The following is a 22581-nucleotide window of genomic DNA, read 5'->3' as shown; positions in this document are numbered from 1 at the left end:
GGTGCGGAACGGCTTGCAAGTTCAGGTCAATCAGCTAAGACTGCCTCAGCCAGCAATCAAATCGATACGGTTCATGCAAGTCATCGACCATTTCAATCTTCGGTCCTTCGACCTTAATCTCCTCGTTGCCTTCGACGCGATGATGGAAGAAATGAGCGTCACGCGTGCAGCGCGACGGTTGAAAATCCAGCAGCCTGCCATGAGTCACAACATATCCACCCTCCGCACGCTGTTTCAGGACGAGCTATTCATACGTGTGGGCCAGATCATGAAGCCCACGGCGCGGGCGCTAAACTTGTCTGGTCCGGTGCGGCAGGCATTGCGGCAGGCGCAGGCGGCCGTCTTGATGGCGGACGCCTTCGAACCGGCCACCGAGCAACGCACATTCCGGCTGGGGCTTTCCAGCGAGGTGGAGCTGCTACTGCTGCCCGATCTGACGGCACGGCTGCGGGATATCGCGCCGGGTATTCGCATTCTCGCGCGAGGTGGTGATGCGACGGAGGTCAACGCGATGCTCGATGCGGGTGTCATCGATATGTCAGTCGGGTGCAGTTATCTGCCGGACTCACGGCACCATAGCGAGCCGCTGTATCAGTCGAGCGTATTGTGCTGTTTCAATCCGCAATTGCTGAAGGTTTCCAACCCGGTGAGCCTTGATGCCTATATGGCCGCACAACACGCCGTCATCTCGCAGACTGATAGCCTGCATGGTTGCGTCAAGGATGCGCTGGAACACGCCGGAGCAGAACTGGAAGTGGTGGCGGCTGCACCCGATTTCATGTCGGTATTAGCCACGGCTCGCTCATCTGCGGTGATTGCCACCGTATCGTCGCGGATTGCGCGGCGCTACGGCCCCCTATTGGGACTTGAGGTCAGCCCAGTGCCGTTGGCGCTTTCTTTTCCACCCGTGGCAATGGTCTGGCCGCTTCACATGGACAGCGATCTTGGCTGCGCGTGGTTGCGGGAACAAATCCGTGAGGCGATGTTGTCGGAGAACCAGGATAGGATCGCGGAAGTTGCGGCGTGACGTCCCATAAAGATCAAACGGCTGTTTGAAAGCTAATCGCCTGAAACGGCTTCGGGACGTTCCTCAACATGACGAATACGCATCCCCTCGGCATCGAAAAATCGGGCATTTGTCGGATCGAAGTCACGAAAACCGTTTGGCCGACGAGAGGCGCCGGGCCGGCTTCACCCTGAACGATCAGCGGCATTCCCGGCTCGATATGACCGTAGAGATAGGTTGTGCCTCCCAGAAATTCAGTAAAGCCGACGGTAACGGCAAGGCCCCTTTCACCGTCACGGGTCAGCGTCAGGTTCTCCGGCCTGATGCCAAGCTGCAACTGGCAGTTCGTAGGCAATCCGGCAGGCGCGGCAAAGGTTAAGCGGTGGCCGGCGACAACGAGTGCGCCCGCCTCATGCCCGGCTGGGACGAAATTCATCTTTGGACTGCCGATGAAACCGGCAACGAACAGGTTATCGGGATCACTATAGAGCTCAAAGGGTGAGCCGATCTGTTCGATGCGCCCTGCCCTGAGAACGACGATCTTGTCTGCCAGCGTCATGGCTTCGGTCTGATCGTGCGTGACATAGATCATGGTGTTGCCAAGCTGTTTGTGCAACCTGGCGATCTCGATGCGCATGCCAACCCGCAATTCAGCGTCGAGATTGGAGAGCGGTTCGTCGAACAGGAAGACCTCCGGGTTGCGAACAATGGCGCGCCCGATGGCAACCCGCTGGCGCTGGCCACCGGAGAGCTGGCCGGGACGCCGGTCGAGCAGAGGTGTCAGATGCAGGATTTCGGCAGCGTGCCGCACCATCGCTGTGACCTCCTCTTTCGGGCGATGTGCCATCCGCAAGCCGAAGCCCATGTTCTGGGCAACGGTCATATGCGGGTAGAGCGCGTAAGACTGGAACACCATGGCAATCCCCCGGTCGGACGGATCGGCATCCGTCACGTCGCGTCCACCGATCAGGATCTCGCCCCGGCTGGTCTCTTCCAGTCCGGCGATCAGGCGTAGAAGCGTCGATTTTCCACAGCCTGACGGTCCGACGAAAACGACAAACTCGCCGGCTGTTATGGAGAGGTCGATATCATGGATGACATCAACGGCGCCAAAACTCTTCGAAACACCCTTTAGTTCGACCCCACTCATCGCGATAGACGTGCCTTTGTTATCCGCGACATTCATTGATCGGCCTCCTTGCGGATCCAGACCAGCATCTCTCCGCCGCCGCGATTGTCCCAGACATGATAGGGCACGGCGCGGATTTCAGCTTTCTCGCGACGCGGCGCCGTGGCGGTATAAAGATCTTCGCCAGCGCCCGTCTCGCGGATTCCGGTCGTGACAAGCGCGGGAAGACCGCCAAGCGCCTCTACAGCTTCGCACCGGAAATCACTGTTCGGCCGCAGCACCAGGGCATTGAGATCATCACCGTTGTCGACGCCTTCGAGGCAATAGACCAGCGGACCACGCTGAAGCGCGACGCGGCCCTGATCGACACCAACTTTGGGTTGGCGTAAAGCTGCTGCACCGGCATGTCGAATTCGAGTTCCACCCGGTCACCGGCCTTCCACTGTCGCGTGAGCCTTGCGTAACCCTTCTGTTCGACCCGGGCTGGATCCACCAACGCTCCGTTGACACGGATCGTCACCGTTGGCGACCATCCCGGCAGGCGCAAGGCCAGCGTAAATTCGCTCGGTTGCTCCGGCTCCAGCGTCAATCGCACCATACCTTCCACAGGATAGGCGGTTTCCTGACGGATGCGGACCGGTGTTCCCCCCGTTTTCAAGTCCGCTACGCTGTCGCAATAAAGGTGGACCGCGATTTCATCTTCCGCTTCGCCATAGAGGTAGGTGCCGACAGACGCCACCAGCCGCGCAATGTTTGGGGGGCAGCAAGGGCAGCGATGCCAGGTCCAGCGATGGTGCTTGCCGCGACTCTCCAGGGGATTGTCATAAAAGAACCGGGTTCCATCAAGGGAAAGACCAACAAGCGCGCCGTTGTAAAGCGCCCGTTCCATCACGTCGGCGTAAGTGCGGTCAGGCCCTGGCCCAAGCATGCGGCTGGCCCAGAAAACAAGGGCAACGGCGGCGCAGGTTTCCGCATAGGCAGTCTCGTTCGGCAGGTCGTAATCGAATGTCAGGCCTTCGTTCTGGGCGGAAGGGCCCAACCCGCCCGTCACATAGAGGTTCTTTTCGGTCAGATGCGTCCATATGGCACCCAGGGCAGGCTTTAAACTGCCATCGCCGTATTCCGTCGAAACATCGGCCATGCCGGAATAGAGGTAAGCGGCGCGCACGGCATGACCGACGACATGGTGCTGTTGGCGCACAGGGATGTGGCTTTGCGAATATTCGTAGGTCGCAAAATGATAGTCCGATGGGTCTCGTCCACGCTCGCGAGCTTCCCGATCGTAAAAGTGTTCGCCATTCGGTCGTTGGCCGCGCTCATCGACAAAGAAACGGGCAAGGTCCAGGTAGCGCTGTTCGCCAGTGGCACGGCCGAGCTTGACCAGCGCCAGTTCTATTTCCGGATGCCCGCAATAGCCTCTTTTCTGCCCGTCGCCCGGCCCGAAGACGGTCGCGATATGATCGGCATAGCGGGCCATGATATCCATAAACCTGCGCTTGCCCGTCGCATGATAATAGGCCACGGCGCCCTCCATGAGATGGCCGGCATTGTAAAGCTCGTGGCAGTCACGCAGATTGGTCCATCGCTTGCCGGGTTCAATGCGCTGATACCAGGAATTCAGGTAGCCATTTTCGTCCTGCAGCCTCCCATAAGCATCGACGATTTCATCGATACGCGCCTCAAGTACGCCATCCGGTTTGTGCAACAGCCCGTATGCCGCCGCCTCGATGCTCTTGCCGAAATCCGAATCCCAGAACATCTGCGTGCTGACGGTATCATTGCCCTGCTGGTACGGTATGCAAAGCCCGGGGTTGGGACGTTCCGGGTCAACCTGATCGAGCATTCCTGCTTCGATGCATCGATCAAGCAGGGTGTGTGCCGTGGTCGTCGCGATAGTTTCAATCCGAGGCCCGAAAAACCCGCCAACGCGCACCTGGTCGACAGCCGGAGGCCGGAATTTGGCAGCGGGACGGATCGTCTCGGGAGAGGAAGAAAGAGTGGTCATGCCATTATTTCCTTCAAAAAGTTTGAGCTCATTTCACCGCACCGGCCGTAAGGCCGCGGATGTAGAAGCGCTGGAGAGTGACGAAGAGGATAAGACAGGGGATCATCATGACGGTGACGCCAGCTTGCACTGCGCCCCAGTCAATTGAGCCGTAACGACCGGAGCGCACGGCAGTCACGAGCACCGGAAGCGTGTAGCGGTCCTGATCAGTCAACAGGACCAGCGCGCCCAGAAACTCGTTCCACGCGTTCAGGAAGGCGAAGAGACCGACGGACACGATTCCAGGAAACACCAATGGCCCGAGGACGTACACCAATGCCCGCAGTCCCTTTACTCCATCGATACGGGCCGCTTCCTCGATCTCCTTCGGCACGGCATCGAAAGCATTGCGCATCATGAAGATGGAAAAAGGCAATTGCAGCGTGACGTAGATGAAGACGAGGCCACTCAGGGTATTTTGCAGTCCGAGCTTGGGGAGGATCAAAAAGAGCGGTGTCAGGATGGACTGGAACGGCACCATGATCGTTGACAGGATCAACACGAAAGCGACCAGTTTGAAGGGAAAGCGAAAGCGAGAAAACCCGTAACCGGCAAAGACCGAGACCAGGATCGTGAAAGCGGCCGTTGCGAGCGCGACGAACAGGCTGTTGCCGGCATAATGCAGGATGCCTGCACCGAAATCCTCGAGCCGTCCGTAATTGCCAAAGCCCAGTCCCTGGACGGAAAACAAGCCGCTGCTCGCCATGGCCGGGGGACGGAAGGATGCCAGCAGCACGAGAACAATCGGCGCCAGAAACAGAAGCCCAACCAGAATGCATGTGATGTGAAACAGGATCACGTACAAGCCGATACGGCGGCCCCGGCGCTTCTTTGGCTGCGTTGTCGCAGAGGTTAGCGCCAACGTCATTGTGTCGGCTCCTTGTCGCCCAGCAGACGCAGTTGGACAATGCTCAGAACGACCAGAATGGCGAGCAGCACCATGGAAAGGGCTGCACCGTAGCCAAGCCGGAAGGAAACGAAGGACTGGCTGAAAATCCAGTACACGGCGGTGATCGTCTTGTTTTGCGGGCCACCGGCAAGAATGATGTAAAACTGATCGAAGGCCAGCATGGAGCCGGAAATGCAGAGGATCAGCGCGAGGGCGAAGGATCGGCGCACCAGCGGAAGAGTAATGAAGCGGAACCGTTGCAGCGCGTTTGCGCCGTCGATCCGCGCCGCTTCGATGAAGTCGGTGGGGATGGCCTGCAATCCGCTCATGAGAATGACCATGTAAAAGCCGGCCATTTTCCAGATCACCATGGCGGTCACGGACCAGAACGAGGGTGCGAACGTCGCCAGAAGATTGACGCGGCCATCCGTCAGACCCAAAGTTTCAGCAAGGGGCGAAAACAGGCCGCTATCGACATTGGAAAGCCAACTCCACAACAGGCTGGCCGAGGCAAAACCGATAACGACAGGCAGAAAGAAAGCGTTGCGATATAGGTTCGCGAATGGCCGTGGCCTTTCGATCAGAAGGGCAAGCCCAAAGCCCGCCAGCATCAGGCCAACCGTCGCGGCAACTGTGTAGCGAATAGTGAATGCAAGCGCATTCCAGAAATTGATATCGTTCCACAGCACCTTGTAATTGGCAAAGCCGATCCAGCGCGGCATGCCGATCAACGGCCAGTTATGCAAGGACATCCACGCCGTCATGCCAAGCGGCACGAGGAAGAACACCAAGACTAGCAAAAGCGCCGGGGCGACGTAGAGAAGGCCCATCCAATCCCGGCGAGGTTTGCGCAGAGGACGCAAGGGGGCATTGGGCGCACCGCGGACAGGCGCCAGCTTTTGAACCGACATCAGGCTGTTCTCCGATGAGATGAATGAGGCGGGGTGGATAGCTCCGCCTCTCGGCACCATGGATATCAGGGGGCGGTATCGATGATCGATTGCATGGCGTTTTGCCCAGCCTGGATCGCAGGTTCGATCCCGTCAGGCCCACCGAAGAATGCCGTGTTCAGCATGGTGATCCAAGGACCATTGGCCGAATTGATCAGGTCGTTGAAAACCGTCGAATAGGGTGTACGACCTTTGGCCATCGCATCGGCGGCGATCAGATAGCGAGAGTCCAGACCGGCGAGCGCCTGTTTCGCGATGTCGCTGCGCACAGGCAGCGAGCCGTTGCGGGCAAGCAATGTCTGCCCCTCGAGCGAGTAGGAAAATGTCAGGAACGCCTTGACCGCTTCCATTTTTTTCGTGCCCTTGGAGACGACGAAGTTATCGCCGCCAGCAAAGGAAGACGAGCCGCCGTCTTTGCCTGGAAGCTGTGCGACACCGTATTCGAGGTCCGGGCTTTGCGAGGCCAATGCGCCGATCGCGAAAGAACCCGAAGGCGTAATGCCGATCTTGCCGGTGGCGAAGGCAGCAAAGAAGTTGGAGCCCGTATCCGTCTGCGCTCCTGCGGGAACGAGTTTGTCCTTCACCATTCCCTGATAAAAAGCGATTGCATCACGCATCTGCGGCGTATCCAGCGTTACCTGTCGGCCATCTGCGGAAAAAATATCCCCACCTGATGCCCAGATCAGCGGCGTGAAGGTGAAAATGTTGCAGCCACCGCAATTACCGGAAAAATAAAAGCCCTTGCACCCCCGAGCGCATTCACCCTTTCCGCGTCAGCGCGAATCTCAGCCCAGGTCGCCGGTCCCTTTTCCGGGTCTAGACCCGCCTGCTTGAAGAGTTTCTTGTTCCAGATCAGAACCGAACCATCCGCAGAAAACGGCATGCCGAAAATGCGATCGTTGTAAGTCCCGACCGAGATATGTGCTTTCGACAGGGTGTCGAGATAGGGCAGCGACTTGGCAAAATCCGTCAGGTCTTCCAGCTGACCGGCCGCAGCAAATGCCGGCGTGTAGATAAGGTCCAGCGACAACGCATCTGGCGCCGTGCCGCCGGCGGTCGCAACCGCGTATTTCTGCACAAGTTCGTTCACAGGAACGATCTGCAAATCCGCGCGATGCTCTTTCTGGCTCTTGTTGAAGGCATCGACGAGCTTCGGCATGAAGGTCGAACTATCCGACCGCGTCCAAAGCGTAAACGTGTCGGCGTTGGCGGACAGAGGCATCGCGAGCGCTGTCGCAAACAGGGCGCTGAACCCAAACATCCAGTTTTTCATTCTTTTCTCCTCCCAGATAGCACCGTTCCCGATGCCGTTAAATTTTCATTCGGCCCACGGCGCTGGTGAGCCGCAGGATTCACGCACTTTCAGACGACAGGGCAGACGACGCTGGCCGGTCTCCACCGGCTTTCCGTCGATCATATCGAGCAATGTTAGCCCCGCCTGCCGCCCGAGTTCCTTCAGCGCCATATCCACCGTCGTCAGCGGTGGTCGCGTCGCCGTTGCAAAAATCTCCCAATTGTCAAAGCCGACGACAGCGATGTCCTCCGGCACGCGGATGCCGGAAAGCGCCAGAGCATCGATCACACCGCGCGCAATCTGGTCGTTGCCGCAGAACACAGCGTCCGGCCTCTCGGAGATGGGACTGGCCACGAAGCGCTGTCCGGCGGCGTATCCGAATGCTTCGGACCACTCGCCGGACAGCACGTCGCCGAAGCAGGGGAGAGCTGCTTCTGACAGCGCGCGCCGCCAGCCCTTCTCACGCAAGCTGACTGCGCTGAAACTGCGCGGACCCGTGACATGCGCGATGCGCTTTCGACCTAGACCAACAAGATGTGAAACCGCAGCATGTGCCCCGCCCTCGTCATCCGGCACAAATCCGATAGCACCCTCCGGGCAGGCCGCGTTGACATAGACCACCGGCATGTGAACCGTCGGAATATCAACTGGCAGGACCCGGTCGATACGCTTGCCCGAGACGACAAGCCCATCGACCCGCTTGTCTTCCATCGCCTCCAGACTAAGCCGCACCCGCTCAGGCTCGTCGTCGATGGCGCAGAGAAAAACAGATACACCGCGATCCGCCATGGCCGCAGACAAGCCAGCAGCAATCGGCAAGGTGAACCGGCCGTAGGTGTCATTGGTCAGCAGCCCAAGCGTAAATGAGCGCTGCCCGACCAAAGCTCGCGCCATCGCGTTCGGGCGAAATCCCAGTTGCTGGGCAACAGACTGGATCCGTTCACGGGTCTCGGCTGCCATCCGGCCGCGCTCGTTTAGGGCTTTGGACGCCGTGGAGATGGAAACACCGGCGGCAAAGGCGACATCCTTGATGGTTGCGCGTGCTGCTACCGGCACATCAATTATGGAATTTTTAGCGTCCTGCATTACGTCCCCAAGCGTGCATAGTCAGCAAAAACCAATGTGAGAAATCGTTTTTTCAAAATAGAGAAAACGTTTTCTCTGTCAAGAACGTTGTTGAAGCTCGATGAGTCGTTGTGCTTATCGGCTTCACCCGCAACCGAGCCACTCATCCTCAGGTTTCCAGTGAACTTCCGACGCGAGTGCGAGAAGTCTGTGTAATGCCGTCGAGTCATAGACTGGCCGGTCGCCAGAACATCAGCCCAAAGATCTCGACGGCGAACAGTTTGTGCGGATCGGAGATATCGGCAATATCACTCAAGCGGACCAGGTGTCCCTCGACGCTGGGGTTTCACGCAAGTTGAATCTGGAGACGCCGATGCGGCGAGCAGCTACCGGAGAGCGGGCTTGGTCTACCGCCCATTCGTGCCGACACTCTTTTCCGAAATTTGGTGTGTTAGGCCCAAGACGCTTAGACCACCTGGCATTGCGGAAGAATTTCTCGCTGCTGTCCGGTCGTCCATTTCGAAACTCGATAAGCCATCTTCCAAAGCGGCGGACGCGCATCAAACATCCCGTTAAGCTCCCACGGCGCACCAGCCAATTGCTATGCTCTTGAACGGAGTCGAGCTGACGACCGAGTTATAATAGAGCCGAATTTCGCTAGATTTGTTATACTGGCCAATAACTTGAAGTTTCCGGAATGAACAATATGGGCCTACAGCGGATCGGCGGGTTTTTGCGTCATACACCGAAAAGAACCCTCAGCTTGGGGCCGTCTCCATTTAGTGCTCGAACTCTCCCTTGCTCTCGACAACGGCCGGATAATCGTCGCATTTACGATTCCGTACCTGCGACCCCAAGTGAGACGCGAGGATCGAACTGTCAGCTACTTCTCCCGGATACCATAAGGCAAAGGATCGTAAACATTACCTGCGCGGCAATGTACCACGACGTCCCCGCCAACGAAATTGGCCCCCTTTAGCTCTCGCAACAGTCGCAAAACATCGACCGGTGTAAGCCAGCCAACTTCAGGGCGCGGGTTCCAAGCGCAATCCCGGTCGTCTATGTCGAGTCACAGGTAGGTCGGCCCATCGCCGACTGTCGATAAGGACGTGAACGAATCCCGGAGAGGTGTAACCATCCTGCACGTTCGCCGATCGACATGCCCATGTCCTTGCCCGCCGGCACAGCGTCGTGTGATCGGGCATGGCGAGATCCAGTTGCATCAACTCAGCACCGATACCGGCAAGCCCTCGGTGTGGCGCAGTCGCAGGCTGAACACGAGCCCCAATGTCAGGGCGACGGCGGGCGGCATTATGCTTATGTAGCTTGGGCTGCGGATCAATCACGCTGGTGACCACGTTGAAATTCGATCCCTGCACCAATGCCGCCCTGAGACACTAGCGACCCTTCGATACTCTAGCGTCACATCAAGACAAGATAACCACTCACCAGGCTGCAAGTTGCCATCGACTTGTCCAGATGTATCTATTAATCATTGACAAAAAAGCGTTTTTTGCAATTATAAAGCTAACAACTTCATAGGATAAAAGCCATGCTGGCCATTCTTGCCGACGATTTGACCGGTGCGCTGGACTCAGCAGCACCATTTGCCGCACGCGGCCTTCGCGCAGATATCGCCCTTGATCTGGAGGCAGTGGCCCAGATCGTTACGGACAAGCCAGATATCATCTCGATCAACCTGAACACCCGCGAGATCGGCTCCGATGAGGCGAGAACCGCAACAGCAGCAGCTATCAGCTTTTTGCCTTCCAAGACGCGTTTGTTCAAGAAGGTTGATTCCAGGCTTAAGGGCAATATTGTCGCCGAGATCGACGCCATCCCCTATTCCCGCGCGCTTGTTGCACCTGCCATTCCGACATTCGACCGTATTGTCGAGCTCGGTTACGTCGCGGGTCACGGTATCGACAAGCCGATATCGATTGCCGAGCGTTTCGGTTCGCATCTCGTGCGTATCAATGCTCCCGACACACGCACGCACATCGACATGGAAAATGCGCTCGCTGCCGCTGAGCGCGATGGCACCGATCTTTTGATCGGTGCGCGTGGGCTTGCCGAAGCACTTGCTGGCCGCATGACCAACGGGGCGCTTTCGAAGGTGGCGATAATCCCCGCTGGCAGCGCCATCTTCGTGATTGGCTCGCGTGATCCAATTACGCTGGAACAGATCGACATATTGCGCGCTGCCATTGATCTGCATTATGTAGCGGCGCCCAATGGGCATGTTAACGCTGCCCTGGAAGCCGATGCAGCGCTGACGTTGATACAGGCAACGCCCGGATCTCACGGAGTTAGCCCGCAGGCGGTTGCCGACGCTCTGGGCGAAGGTCTAAAAGGCGACTTGTCCCGGCATAGCGACACACTGCTTCTTTCGGGCGGGGCAACCGCTGAGGCGGTCATGCGTAGCCTTGGTGTTTCTCGGCTGCATCTGCATGGTGAATGCCTGCCGGGGCTCAGTGTCGCATCCGCAAACGGGCGCACCATCATTGCCAAATCAGGCGGGTTCGGGCATCCAGATACCCTCAAGATCGTTGCAGACATGGTTCTGCGAAAGGCAAGTTGATATATGGGACTGGAAGCCGGAATCGCTCGTAAAGGCCTTGCCGACATCGTGTTCGAGCGCATGCTGCGCGCTATTAAATCAGGCGCATATAATCCTGACGAACGTCTGCCCACCGAACACGAACTCGCCGCTGAGTTCGAGGTCTCGCGCCCTGTCATTCGCGAAGCGCTCAAGCGTCTGAGGGATCAGGGCCTGATCTATTCGCGCCGTGGCGCGGGTAGTTTTGTGCGCTCCGTCGGACTGCGGCAGCCACTTGGCTTCGGCCAGTTGGAAAATGTCGCCGATCTGTTGAATTGCTACGAGTTTCGCCTGACACTTGAGCCTGCGGCAGCGGCGGCCGCCGCTACACGTCACGATGCTGACAGCCTGAAAGCCATCAGGCAGGCGCTTGAACTGCTCCGCGATGCCACGAATAGGCAATCGCACCGTGAGGACGCCGACTTTCAGTTTCACCTGGCCATCGCCCGCGCTGCCCAGAACACTTATTTCTCCACTGCAATGGAAGCACTAAAAGACCACATTGCGGTTGGCATGAAATTCCACGGTGCGTCTATCCGTCGTGAAGCCACGGGCCTGACCCGCGTCTTCGCTGAACATGAGGCTATCGCCAAAGCAATTGCCGATGGCCAAGAGGACGATGCGAGAAGGCTCATGTTCGAGCATCTTCAGGAGTCGCGCGGACGGCTTTTTCAAGCCTCGCAGAAATAGGTCGCTCAAACTAAAAAGGCAGCACGTATGCGCTGCCTTTTCCTGCTGTACTGACGTTGCTTAGAAGCTGGCCTTGTAGACGTCGAGGACGTCATCAACGCTCATATCCGCCGGATTATTGTCCATCAAGCGACGGATGGCATGCGCATCGGCAGCGTAGCGCGACAAATCAGCCTCGGCCGCACCATGTTTCGCAAGTGACATCTCGATCCCAAGATCGGAACAGAAGCCACGAGCGCTATCTTGCAACTGTGTCTGCGACAGACCAGCCCCAAGACCGAGCGCTTCGGCAACTTCCGCCGTTTTGGCCGAAACAACGGGCTGATTGAAAGCCAGTACATGCGGGAACACGATTGCATTGGCCAATCCATGTGGCAGGTGCAGCAGCGTTCCAAGCGGATAGGCGATGGCATGACCTGCCGCCGTATTGACGGGTCCAAGGCAGATCCCGCCGTAATAGGAAGCCAGCATCAGGCCTTCGCGTGCTTCACGATCCGATCCGTCACGTACCGCGCGACCCAGAAATTTACCGACGAGGTGAAACCCCATGCGGGCAAAACCGTCGATCATCGGATGCGAGCGTTTGCTGGTGAAGGCTTCGACGCAATGCGCCATGGCATCCACGCCCGTTGCGGCCGTTACCGTAGGAGGCACGGAATAGGTCAATTCAGGGTCAAGCACCGCGAGATCGGCGATCAGATGCGGGCTTTCGACCGCGATCTTGTTGCCCTTGATTGGATCGGTGATCAGCGAGCGGATGCCCGCTTCCGAGCCGGTGCCGGCTGTCGTCGCAATCTGCGCCAGCCGGGTTCGGCGGCCTGCCACTTTGTTGGGGCCTGCGACATCGGCAAGTGTCTGTTCGCCATCCCAGAGGGCGGCGACCAGCTTGGCCACATCCATCACCGAACCGCCACCGAGACCGATAACGACATCAGGTTTGGCCACGCGTGCCGCTGCCAGCGCTGCATCGAGCGTGGATATCTCAGGCTCGCCAGGAATGGCATCGAACAAGGCGACTTTACCAGGCAGTTTCATACGGTCAACGAAGCGGCCGGTGATCGGCGAGGCAATGACCAGCGTCGAGGAGACCTCTCCGACCCAGTTGGCGACGTCGCCGATTGTTCCGGCACCGACAATCAGCCGCTTTGGCTGATGCAGGGTGATGGTGGGAGTGCTGGTCATGCCTGCGCTCCCTTGGAAGCGCCGCCAGCCACGAGCTTGCGGGCGTATGCTATGGCGGACAGCATGTTGCCGTGATTGGCGATGCCCTTGCCAGCGATGTCGAAGGCCGTTCCGTGATCGACAGAGGTGCGGTCGATGGTGAGATCCACGGAAACGTTCACCGCCGTATCGAAGGCGACAAGCTTGATCGGGATATGCCCCTGATCGTGATACTGCGCTACGACCAGATCGAAGCCACCGGAATAGGCGCGGTGGAACACCGTGTCGGCGGAAATCGGCCCATAGGCATCGATGCCTTCGGCTCGGGCGGCGGCGACGGCGGGTGCGATCTGATCGTCATCCTCCGTGCCGAAAAGGCCATTTTCACCGCAATGCGGGTTAATCCCGGCAACCGCAATGCGCGGGCGCTCGTAACCAGTGCGTTTCAGGTGGTCGTTGCCCGCCTTGATTGTCGCCAGAACGCGCTCGGACGTGGCGCGGCGGATTGCTTCCTGCAATGAGACATGGGTGGAAACATGGATGACCTTCAGTTTTTCCGAGGCCAGCAGCATATAGGCCGCGGCTGATTTGGTCAGGCTGCGCAGCATACCGGTGTGGCCATCATAGTGGTGGCCAGCAAGATTAAGCGCCTCCTTGTTGATCGGCGCAGTCACAATGCAGCCGATTGTTCCAGCCTCGGCATCGCGCACTGCTTTTTCGATAAAGCGGAAAGCCGCATCACCGGCGACCGGCGACAGTTGACCCCAGGCCAGCGGCGCATCTTCGATCGGCAGATCGACCACATAGGGCGCCAGATCGATATCGACATTCAGCGCCTTGCGTGCCGCTTCCAGTGTTGGCAGGTTACCGTAGATGCGCGTGGCGGCGCGGTCCGCCTCATCCATCTCCGCCAGCGCCCGCACTGTGATTTCCGGTCCGACGCCGCAGGGGTCACCCATGGTGATACCGATGATATTGCTCATAATTTATCTCCCGTCTGCCGCACGTGCCCAGCCCGGAGCCAGACGAACATATTTGATAGCGCGCCGATAATAGGTGTAGGCGATGTGGAGACTGCCATCGGCTCCCTCGAGCAGCCACGGATAGGACATTTCCTTGTTGTGACCGTCAATGGAGTTATTCGAAAGGCAGGTACCGGGACCATCTTCTATAGTGATCCGCTGCGGAAAGCTTTTTGCGCCATCTTCCGAAATGCAGACCGTGACGGGTGCACGCGGCACACCCCAGATTGGCACGCAGCCACCATCGGGGTTGGCATCGGGCCGGTCGTCATCCTCGCCCAACTCATCATAAAGTGAGGCGCGACGGTCGCTCGACATGGCGGCATTGGTTGGATTGCAGATCATCGCGATACGGCCATCGTTTAAACGGATCGCGGCAATGGACGAATTGTTGTTGGGAACATCGGTCGCCTGGGGCGCCGACCATGTGCGACCTCCATCGGCACTTTCCGTGCGATAGACGAAATCGGCCTGACGACGGCGAAACACCGCAGCCAGCTTTTCGTCGCCAATCACCAAGGGACTCATATGCACGCAGCCCGTGGACTGGTCGATATCCTCCAGACGCCAGGACTTGCCACAATCTTCGGAAATGCCGACCGCAGCGCGGTCATGGCTGCCGTTCCATTTCTGGCCCGGACGCTGGATGCAACGGAAGATCGGCAAAAGCCATGCACCGTCCGCCCGAACTGTCAGCGGCGCACGAACAAAGCAGCCACGCGGCAGGTCGAGATAAAGTCCTTCACCCGCCGTCAGCCTAGTCGGGTCCGAGGCGTCGCGCGAAACCTCCGCCATACGGATACGGCATTCATCCTGATTGCCTGATGGCTGCGACGTATGGAACAGCAAAAGCGTATTGCCGGGCGCCGCAAACAGTACCGGGTTCTGCTCGGAATGATCAGGATCGAAACTCAGCCGCTGCGGCTCGCCCCATTTATTGGACCCCGCTGCCAGAACCGACGTGAAGATGGAAATATCCGATTTTCCCTCCAGCGTACCGCCGAACCAGGCGCAGATGAGCGCGCCATCATCGGCCAGGTGCAGGAAGGGTGCGTGGTTCTGAATCATCGGCGAGGCCAGCACGGCCTCATGTCGTCCTTTTCCGGCAGCTTCAACTTTGCCGGTCATGACGGTTGCAATCTGCTCAGGCGTCATCACGGTCTCCTCTTACAACTACGAAAATCACAAAAATAATAAAGTTGTCAAGTTTGAAAAGTATCAAAAATTTCTATTTTGACCGCTATTACTATCAATATCTATATGAAATATAAGCCTTTTATTCGTATAAATTTTTCACGAACTGACGGCAATGAATATTTAATTTGACAAACTTGCAAAGAAATCCGATGGTCTGCGCCAGCCCACTTATGGCGACGTCAAGAGAACGAGGTATCTCTGGTGGCGCATAGGGCTTCAAGGAGGAATGCATTCAAGCCGCGTCGCATCGATACCGTCGCGAGGTGAACAATAAGCGGTGCGATCTGCACCTATAGGGAGGAGAATGACATGAAAACCTCGCGTCTTTTCGGAGCCATTCTAGGTTCCGTTCTCGCATTCGGCTCCGGCATCGCGCCGGCCAACGCTGCCTCGACAGATATCAAAATCGTTCTGCCTGAAGAGGCCGACCTGCTTGAGCCCTGCATGGCGACACGCTCCAATATCGGTCGCGTCATCATGGAGAATGTCAGCGAGACGCTGACCGAGCTCGACGTGCGCGGCAAACAGGGCGTCATGCCACGCCTTGCGGAAAAATGGGAACAGACCGGCGATAGCGCCTGGCGTTTTCACCTGCGTCAGGGTGTCAAATTCTCCGATGGTAAGACCTTCGGCGCCAAGGATGTCAAATACAGTTTCGACCGAATTTTCAGCGACAAGAACATCTGCGAGTCTCGTCGTTATTTCGGCGGCATGAAGTTTGACGTGAAGGTCGTTGACGACAACACCATCGATTTCAAGGTCGATCCGGTCCAGCCGATCCTGCCACTTCTGCTGTCGCTCGTCACCATCGTTCCGGACGGCACGCCGCTGGCATTCGTACGCGAACCTATCGGCACCGGCCCTTACAAGCTGTCCAACTGGACGCCTGGCCAGCAGATCGTTCTCGATGCCCGTGACGATTATTGGGGCAAGAAGCCCGCCGTCACCAAGGCCACCTATCTGTTCCGTGCCGATCCAGCCGTTCGCGCCGCCATGGTTCAAGCCGGTGAGGCTGATCTTGCGCCGTCGATTTCCCAGGTGGATGCGACCAACGACAAGACGGACTTCTCCTACCTCGATAGCGAAACGGTGTATCTGCGCCTCGACGGCAATATCGCGCCGCTCAACGATGTCCGCGTTCGCAAGGCGCTGAACCTTGCCATCGACCGGCAGGCGTTTATCGGTACGCTCGTCCCGCAGGACGCCGTTCTCGCAACCGCCTTGGTGCCACCGACGACGCTTGGATGGAACCCGGACGTCAAAGTTTTTCCTTACGATCCCGATCAGGCAAAGAAGCTGCTTGAAGAAGCCAAGGCTGGGGGTGTTCCGGTCGATAACCCGATCACCATCATTGCACGCACAGCCAATTTCCCGAATGTGACAGAAATCATGGAAGCCGTGCAGGCGCAGCTGCAGGACGTCGGCTTCAAGGTCGAGCTGCGCTTCGTCGAAGTGGCCGAGCATGAGGTCTATTACTCGAAACCCTTCAAGGAGGGTCGCGGCCCGCAGATCGTGGCTGCCATGCACGACAATTCCAAGGGCGATCCATCGTTTACGATGTTCTTCAAATACGATACCAACGGCACCCAGTCGGGCTTTTCCGACAAGAACGTAGATGACCTGATCAAACGCGCATCTGCCGCCACCGGTGACGAACGTGCAAAGCTCTGGTCGCAGCTGATCGCCTATGTCCATGACGATCTTGTTGCCGATGTCCTCCTCTTCCACATGGTCGGTTACTCACGCGTCTCGGAACGTCTGGACTTCAAACCCACCATCGCCACCAACTCCATGCTGCAGCTCTCAGAAATTGGCTTCAAGCAGTAGGCAATCAAAAACACCACCCTGCCCTGATCGATCGCGATCATGCGGGCAGGGTGGAACTCCCTCAATAAAAGAGGTCAGAGCGGCACTCACCCGGTTGCCACTGTGCTGATCCACCAAGAGGGCGATTGATCGTCCTGTCGAAGTGAAGTGGACAGCGAACCGTTCGCCGCCCATTCCAGCTAGATCGAGGTCTCAATGCTCAGATTCATCCGCAAACGCGCCCTCGCCAGTCTTATCTCGCTGATAGGGCTTCTGATCATGGTGTTCTTTCTCTCCCGCCTGACCGGCGACCCTGCATCCCTGTTTCTTCCTGTTGAGGCCTCGGCGGAAATGAAGGCAGAGTTTCGCGCCTTGCATGGACTGGACCAGCCGCTTCTGGTGCAGTTCGTTCAATATGTCGGTAACGTCATGACCGGCGATCTCGGCGAGAGCCTGCGTAAGGCCCGCCCGGCCCTCGATGTTGTCCTTGAAGCCTTCACCTGGACCTTGTGGCTTGCCGTCATCACCATGACGTTGGTGACCATCTGCGCCATCGTCGTCGGTTCGCTCGCCGCGTTCCGCACCGGCGGTTTCTTCGACCGTTTTTCCTCCATGGTCTCGCTGATAGGCGCATCAGTGCCTGACTTCTGGCTAGCAATAGTTGCTATCGTCGTGTTCGCCATCCAGCTTTCCTGGCTGCCAACCTCCGGTACAGGCACATTGTCCCACTGGATTTTGCCGATCTGCGTGCTTTTCGTGCGCCCCTTCGGCATCATCGTGCAGGTCGTGCGCGGATCAATGATCTCGGCGCTGTCGTCCGCTTACGTCAAGACAGCCCGCGCCAAGGGCGTCAAATCCGGCCCGATCATCTTCATTCACGCGCTGCGCAATGCGATGCTCCCCGTGATCACCGTCATCGGAGATCAGGCCGCGAGCCTTCTGAACGGCGCCGTCGTCATCGAAACAATCTTCGGTTTTCCCGGCGTCGGCAAGCTGATGATCGATAGCATCCTGCAGCGCGATTTCAACGTCGTGCTGGCGGCAATTCTCGTCACCGCCTTCGCCATCTTCCTCATGAACCTCGTGATCGACCTTGCTTATGCTTTGCTCGATCCGCGCATTCGCTACTGAGGACCGATATAACCATGGCCATTCAATCCCCCAACACCGTAGATAACAGCGCCGCAAAAGAACCGGTCATCGAGGAAGCCAGTGCCTTCGTGCGCATGGCACGCATGCTCTGGGCCGATAAATTTGCGCTCTGTGCCGCGATCTTTCTCATCCTTGTGATCATCCTTGCGATTATCGGCCCTACCCTGCTCAACGAACTCGCCACCAAACAGAACCTGCGAGGCCGCAACCTCGCGCCGTTCGATTTCAGCCGCGAATGGTTTATGTGGCTCGGTGCCGATGCGTTGGGGCGGCCGCTGTGGCCACGCATCATTGTTGCAACGCAGAACACCATCATGGTCGCAGCCGGGGCGGTCTTCATATCTGCCGTCGTTGGCACGCTGCTTGGACTGATCGCAGGCTTTTCGTCACAGCGCACCAGCCAGATCATTATGCGCCTTGCCGACGTCATCATGTCGTTCCCCTCCCTGCTCGTCGCCGTAATCGTGCTCTACATTCTGGGTTCTTCGATCCTCAACCTGATGCTGGTCCTGTCGATTACGCGTATCCCCGTCTATCTTCGCACCACACGCGCCGAGGTGATGGAGATCCGCAGTCGTATGTTCGTGCAGGCGGCACGTGTCATGGGCGCGTCTTCAAAGCGAATCTTGTTCCGCCACATCCTGCCCGTCGTTTTGCCCACGCTCACGACCCTGGCGACGCTGGATTTCGCTTATGTCATGCTGGCGGAAAGTGCCTTATCCTTCCTCGGCATCGGCATTCAGCCGCCTGAGATCACCTGGGGTCTGATGATCAGTCAGGGCCGTCAGTATCTCACCAATGCCTGGTGGCTGTCCTTCTGGCCGGGTCTGGCAATCATCCTCACCACGCTATCACTCAACCTTCTGTCCAACTGGCTGCGTATTGCGCTCGACCCAGTCCAGCGCTGGCGCCTGGAAATGAAAGGACCGAAAAATGGCTGATCATTTGCTGGAGGTCCGCAACCTCTCGGTGGATTTTTATACTGCTACCGGAACTGTCAAAGCCGTGCGCAATATCTCGTACCATGTGGACCGTGGCGAAACGCTCGCCATTCTGGGTGAGAGCGGTTCAGGCAAGTCGGTTTCATCCTCTGCGATCATGAACCTGATCGACATGCCGCCCGGCAAGATTTCATCCGGCGAAATCCTGCTCAATGGCAAGGATCTTCTGAAAATGAGTGCCGACGACCGCCGGGCAGTCAATGGCCGCCTCATCGCCATGATTTTTCAGGACCCGCTCAGCCACTTGAACCCGGTCTACACGGTCGGCTGGCAGATGCGCGAAGCGCTAAGAACGCACGGTATCGATAACCGCCAAGCCCAGGTCGAAGCCTTGCGTCTGTTCAAACGGGTGGCCTTGCCGGAGCCTGAAAAGGCGGTCGACAAATACCCCCACGAATTTTCCGGTGGGCAGCGACAGCGCGTGATGATCGCCATGGCGCTGGCGCTGAAACCCAACCTGCTGATCGCCGACGAACCGACCACCGCACTCGACGTGACGGTGCAGGCAGAAGTTCTGGCGCTGCTCAAGGAACTGCAACGCGAAACCGGCATGGGTGTTCTGATCATCACCCATGATCTCGGCGTCGTGTCGGAAGTCGCCGACCGCGTGGTTGTCATGGAAAAAGGCGTGCTGGTCGAAAGCGGCACCGTCCGCGAAGTTTACCGCAACCCACAGCACCCATATACCAAGAAGCTGATCGCCGCTGCTCCCGGCAAGGGTCAATTGCATGAGCCTTCTACCGATGGCGAACCGATCCTGAAGGTCAGGAACGCTCGCAAGTCCTATGGCGGTTTCGAAGCGCTGAAGGGCATTTCCTTCGATCTGAAGGCTGGCGAAACGGTTGCTGTCGTCGGTGAAAGCGGTTCTGGAAAATCAACCCTCGCCCGCATTCTGTTGCGCCTCGATGACCCCGATAGCGGCACGGCGCATTGGAAAGGCCAGGACCTGTTCACGCTTTCGCCGAGTGAACTCTTCAAGCTGCGCCGCGACCTGCAAATGGTGTTTCAGGACCCGACCCAATCGCTCAATCCGCGCATGACGGTTTACCAGTTGATCTCCGAGGCCTGGGTCATCCACCCGGAGATTCTGCCCAAGGCGAAGTGGCGTGCACGCGCCGCAGAATTGCTGGAACGGGTCGGGCTGTCGCCCGAACATATGGGTCGCTACCCGCATCAGTTCTCCGGTGGCCAGCGTCAGCGTATCGCCATTGCTCGCGCACTTGCGCTTGAGCCGCAACTGATCGTCTGCGACGAGGCCGTTTCGGCACTTGATGTATCGGTGCAGGCGCAGGTGGTGAGGCTGCTCGACAAGCTGCGCCGAGAGATGGGAATTGCCTTCATCTTCATCGCCCATGACCTGCCCCTCGTGCGCGATTTTGCAGACTACGTCATGGTCATGCAGAAAGGTGAGGTGGTCGAATTCGGTACAGTTGCGCAAGTCTTCGATAATCCGCAACAGCGCTACACACAAGCCTTGATTTCCGCCACCCTCGACCCTGACCCGGACGTCCAGGCGGCCAACCGGAATGCTCGCCTCGCAAGCATTTCCTGATTGAATGACCGGAGTATAGATGATGACCAAGAAAGCCTTCGTCGCGATCGTGACCTGCTTTAACGATGACGAGACCATCAACTACGAAGCCACCCGCGCGCAGGTTCGCCGTCAGGTGACGGCTGGCAACAACATCATGTGCGCAGGCACCAACGGTGATTTTACCGCTCTCACCCATTCCGAAAAAATCAGGATTCTGGAAGAGGTTGTCGATGAAGTCGGCGGAAAGGTCGATGTCATCGTCAATGCGGGCATGCCGGCAACATTCGAGACGCTGCAACTTGCCAAGGAATTCGACCGCATCGGCGTCAAGGGCATTGCCGTCATCACACCATTCTTCATCGCCTGCACGCAAGATGGTCTGATTCGCCACTTTTCTACGGTGGCAGATGAGGTGAACACGCCGGTCTATCTTTATGACATTCCAGCGCGCACCCAGAACCACATCGAACCCGAAACGGCACGAAAGCTGGCGACCCATGGCAATATTGCCGGGATCAAGGATTCCGGCGGCGCGCAGGAGACATTGGAAGCTTACTTGCAGGTCTCAAAGGAGGTCGATGGCTTCGAGGTCTATTCCGGGCCCGATCATCTCGTCCTCTGGGCACTGCAAAATGGAGCCGCGGGCTGCATCTCCGGTCTCGGCAACGCGATGCCCGACGTTCTCGCAGGCATCGTCAATGGCTTCAACTCTGGAGATATCACGTACGCCGAACGCCAACAGTCCGTCTACACAGCTTTCCGCACCGATCTCTACGCCCACGGCTTTCCTCCAGCCATGGTCAAACGCGCGCTTTATTTACAGGACCCCTCTGTCGGAGCCAGTCGGCAGCCAGCATTACTTCCCGATGCAGAACAGGATCAAAAGATTGAGGAAATCCTCAGAAAATATGGCCTTCTAGTAACAAAGGCGTGACAACTCCTGACACTGTCTGGTTGATAAACGGTCGGTTGCGAGGATCGAGGAGCAATCGCACGGGAGCTTGCGATTTTCCTTCTCCACTAGCCGAATTATTAGACGCCTTATGGCGCAAATCCAGTCTAGGCTTGGACGTCTTTCACTACACTGAACAAATTATTTTTTGATCGGATTTTCGTTGATGAAAGTAATGGAAGTCTACGCTTCCAACGCCTTGAAGCGATCCGAACGAGTGATCCCGTCTCGTTCCGCAGAAGACCGACCGCAGGAGCCGGTCTTCTGCGCGGGAACGAGCCTAGTTCGCCGCTTCTTCAATAAGGGCTGCGACCACCTCTGGCTGCGAGACCATCACCACGTGAGAGGCACCTTTTGCGACGACTGTGTGCTTTGAGCCTGCCCGTTCAGCCATGAAGGCGAGTGCCTCGGCCGGTATGTTCTTGTCGCCATCACCGTAGACGAAGTAGGACGGCAGCGCCTTCCAGGCCGGCTTGCCTGACTTTTCCGTCAGTGCCGCCTCAGTGATGGGCCGCTGCCCGGCCGCCATCAGCGCAGCGTTGTCTACGCCCACATCGTGAGCAAACTGGTCGTGGAACTTCTCCTGATCGATGGAAAGGTCGGTACTGCCGTCCGCCAGCTTGACAGGTGCAGCGAGTGCCTGGCCGAGCGTGCCACCCGGGAACTTTCCGGCAAGATCAGCAGCCGCCTCCCCCTCATCCGGCGCAAATGCCGCCACATACACCAACGTCTTGACGTTATCCCTGCCATTGGCGGCGGAGGTGATTACCTGGCCGCCGTAGGAATGGCCGACTAGAACGACAGGCTCGGCTATGCTCGCAACAATATCCGAGATGTAGGCGGCGTCGGATGAGACGCTGCGCAAAGGATTAGCGGCAGCAACGACACGGTAGCCATCCTTCTGCAGTATCCGGGTGACACCGTTCCAGCTTGAGGAGTCGGCAAAGGCTCCGTGAACGAGAACGACGGTGGGCTTTGCCGGCTGGGCAACGGCATTACCCGACAGCAGTGCGCCGGCAACGGCAAGACTGGCAACAAACGTGGACATGGGAGTTCCTTTTCTTTCGGTTCACGTGGTGGAAAAAAATGC

At 57.9% G+C, this 22581-nt stretch carries 15 protein-coding genes and 4 pseudogenes; 8 read left to right on the top strand and 11 right to left on the bottom strand.

Features of this window, described 5'->3' with window-relative positions:
* Positions 1–73: 73 nt before the first annotated feature.
* Positions 74–1027 carry a LysR family transcriptional regulator gene (locus ATU_RS24360; RefSeq protein ID WP_010974349.1) on the top strand — a complete coding sequence of 318 codons (954 nt, stop codon included), beginning with the start codon at positions 74–76 and terminating at the stop codon, positions 1025–1027.
* 32 nt (positions 1028–1059) lie between these two features.
* Here the strand turns inward: ATU_RS24360 and ATU_RS24355 are convergent.
* The 7 genes and pseudogenes from ATU_RS24355 to ATU_RS27015 form a co-directional block, all read right to left on the bottom strand.
* Positions 1060–2192: pseudogene (locus tag ATU_RS24355) on the bottom strand (ABC transporter ATP-binding protein).
* A pseudogene (locus ATU_RS24350) lies at positions 2189–4140 on the bottom strand (glycoside hydrolase family 127 protein). The pseudogenes ATU_RS24355 and ATU_RS24350 overlap by 4 nt, the downstream one beginning before the upstream one ends.
* 28 nt (positions 4141–4168) lie before the next feature.
* Positions 4169–5047: a carbohydrate ABC transporter permease gene (locus tag ATU_RS24345; protein WP_010974346.1), complete on the bottom strand. Its 879-nt coding sequence runs from the start codon at positions 5045–5047 to the stop codon at positions 4169–4171.
* Complete coding sequence (locus tag ATU_RS24340; protein WP_010974345.1) at positions 5044–5979, bottom strand: carbohydrate ABC transporter permease; 936 nt, start codon at positions 5977–5979, stop codon at positions 5044–5046. The genes ATU_RS24345 and ATU_RS24340 overlap by 4 nt, the downstream gene beginning before the upstream one ends.
* Positions 5980–6044: 65 nt before the next feature.
* Positions 6045–7291 (bottom strand): annotated as a pseudogene (locus ATU_RS24335) (ABC transporter substrate-binding protein).
* Between the two features lie 45 nt (positions 7292–7336).
* Positions 7337–8398 (bottom strand): LacI family DNA-binding transcriptional regulator, encoded by a 1062-nt coding sequence (locus ATU_RS24330; protein ID WP_010974344.1) that lies wholly within the window; start codon positions 8396–8398, stop codon positions 7337–7339.
* A 1073-nt stretch (positions 8399–9471) separates the two neighbouring features.
* Positions 9472–9674 (bottom strand): annotated as a pseudogene (locus ATU_RS27015) (transposase); the annotation flags it as partial.
* Between the two features lie 255 nt (positions 9675–9929).
* Between ATU_RS27015 and ATU_RS24320 the strand changes: the two are divergent.
* Positions 9930–10958 carry a four-carbon acid sugar kinase family protein gene (locus tag ATU_RS24320; RefSeq protein WP_010974341.1) on the top strand — a complete coding sequence of 343 codons (1029 nt, stop codon included), beginning with the start codon at positions 9930–9932 and terminating at the stop codon, positions 10956–10958.
* Positions 10959–10961: 3 nt separating this feature from the next.
* Positions 10962–11666: a FadR/GntR family transcriptional regulator gene (locus tag ATU_RS24315; RefSeq protein ID WP_010974340.1), complete on the top strand. Its 705-nt coding sequence runs from the start codon at positions 10962–10964 to the stop codon at positions 11664–11666.
* Between the two features lie 60 nt (positions 11667–11726).
* Here the strand turns inward: ATU_RS24315 and ATU_RS24310 are convergent, their stop codons facing one another.
* Genes ATU_RS24310 through ATU_RS24300 form a run of 3 tightly spaced genes read right to left on the bottom strand, consistent with a single transcriptional unit; the run spans position 11727 to position 15004 of the window.
* Positions 11727–12848 (bottom strand): iron-containing alcohol dehydrogenase, encoded by a 1122-nt coding sequence (locus tag ATU_RS24310; RefSeq protein ID WP_010974339.1) that lies wholly within the window; start codon positions 12846–12848, stop codon positions 11727–11729.
* On the bottom strand, positions 12845–13810 hold the full coding sequence (gene pdxA, locus ATU_RS24305; RefSeq protein WP_010974338.1) for a 4-hydroxythreonine-4-phosphate dehydrogenase PdxA: 966 nt from the start codon (positions 13808–13810) through the stop codon (positions 12845–12847). Before pdxA ends, ATU_RS24310 begins: the two co-directional genes overlap by 4 nt.
* A gap of 3 nt (positions 13811–13813) precedes the next feature.
* Positions 13814–15004: a sialidase family protein gene (locus ATU_RS24300; RefSeq protein WP_010974337.1), complete on the bottom strand. Its 1191-nt coding sequence runs from the start codon at positions 15002–15004 to the stop codon at positions 13814–13816.
* Positions 15005–15355: 351 nt separating this feature from the next.
* Here ATU_RS24300 and ATU_RS24295 point away from each other — a divergent pair, with 351 nt between their 5' ends.
* From ATU_RS24295 to ATU_RS24275, 5 genes are all read left to right on the top strand, one after another.
* Positions 15356–16873, top strand: a complete 1518-nt coding sequence (locus ATU_RS24295) for an ABC transporter substrate-binding protein (RefSeq protein ID WP_010974335.1) — start codon at positions 15356–15358, stop codon at positions 16871–16873.
* Between the two features lie 195 nt (positions 16874–17068).
* Positions 17069–17983 carry an ABC transporter permease gene (locus ATU_RS24290; protein ID WP_010974334.1) on the top strand — a complete coding sequence of 305 codons (915 nt, stop codon included), beginning with the start codon at positions 17069–17071 and terminating at the stop codon, positions 17981–17983.
* Positions 17984–18078: 95 nt separating this feature from the next.
* Positions 18079–18945 carry an ABC transporter permease gene (locus tag ATU_RS24285; RefSeq protein WP_170063832.1) on the top strand — a complete coding sequence of 289 codons (867 nt, stop codon included), beginning with the start codon at positions 18079–18081 and terminating at the stop codon, positions 18943–18945.
* The gene (locus tag ATU_RS24280; RefSeq protein ID WP_010974332.1) at positions 18938–20557 is read left to right on the top strand and encodes an ABC transporter ATP-binding protein; all 1620 of its coding nucleotides are present in this window, start codon (positions 18938–18940) and stop codon (positions 20555–20557) included. The genes ATU_RS24285 and ATU_RS24280 overlap by 8 nt, the downstream gene beginning before the upstream one ends.
* A 22-nt stretch (positions 20558–20579) precedes the next feature.
* Positions 20580–21473 (top strand): dihydrodipicolinate synthase family protein, encoded by an 894-nt coding sequence (locus ATU_RS24275; RefSeq protein ID WP_010974331.1) that lies wholly within the window; start codon positions 20580–20582, stop codon positions 21471–21473.
* Positions 21474–21771: 298 nt separating this feature from the next.
* Here the strand turns inward: ATU_RS24275 and ATU_RS24270 are convergent, their stop codons facing one another.
* Positions 21772–22539, bottom strand: coding sequence for an alpha/beta fold hydrolase (locus ATU_RS24270; RefSeq protein ID WP_010974330.1), 768 nt, complete (start codon positions 22537–22539; stop codon positions 21772–21774).
* Positions 22540–22581 lie beyond the last annotated feature (42 nt).

It is taken from the genome of Agrobacterium fabrum str. C58, from assembly GCF_000092025.1.
GTDB lineage: Bacteria > Pseudomonadota > Alphaproteobacteria > Rhizobiales > Rhizobiaceae > Agrobacterium > Agrobacterium fabrum.
This window is presented reverse-complemented; position numbering and strand designations above follow the sequence as displayed.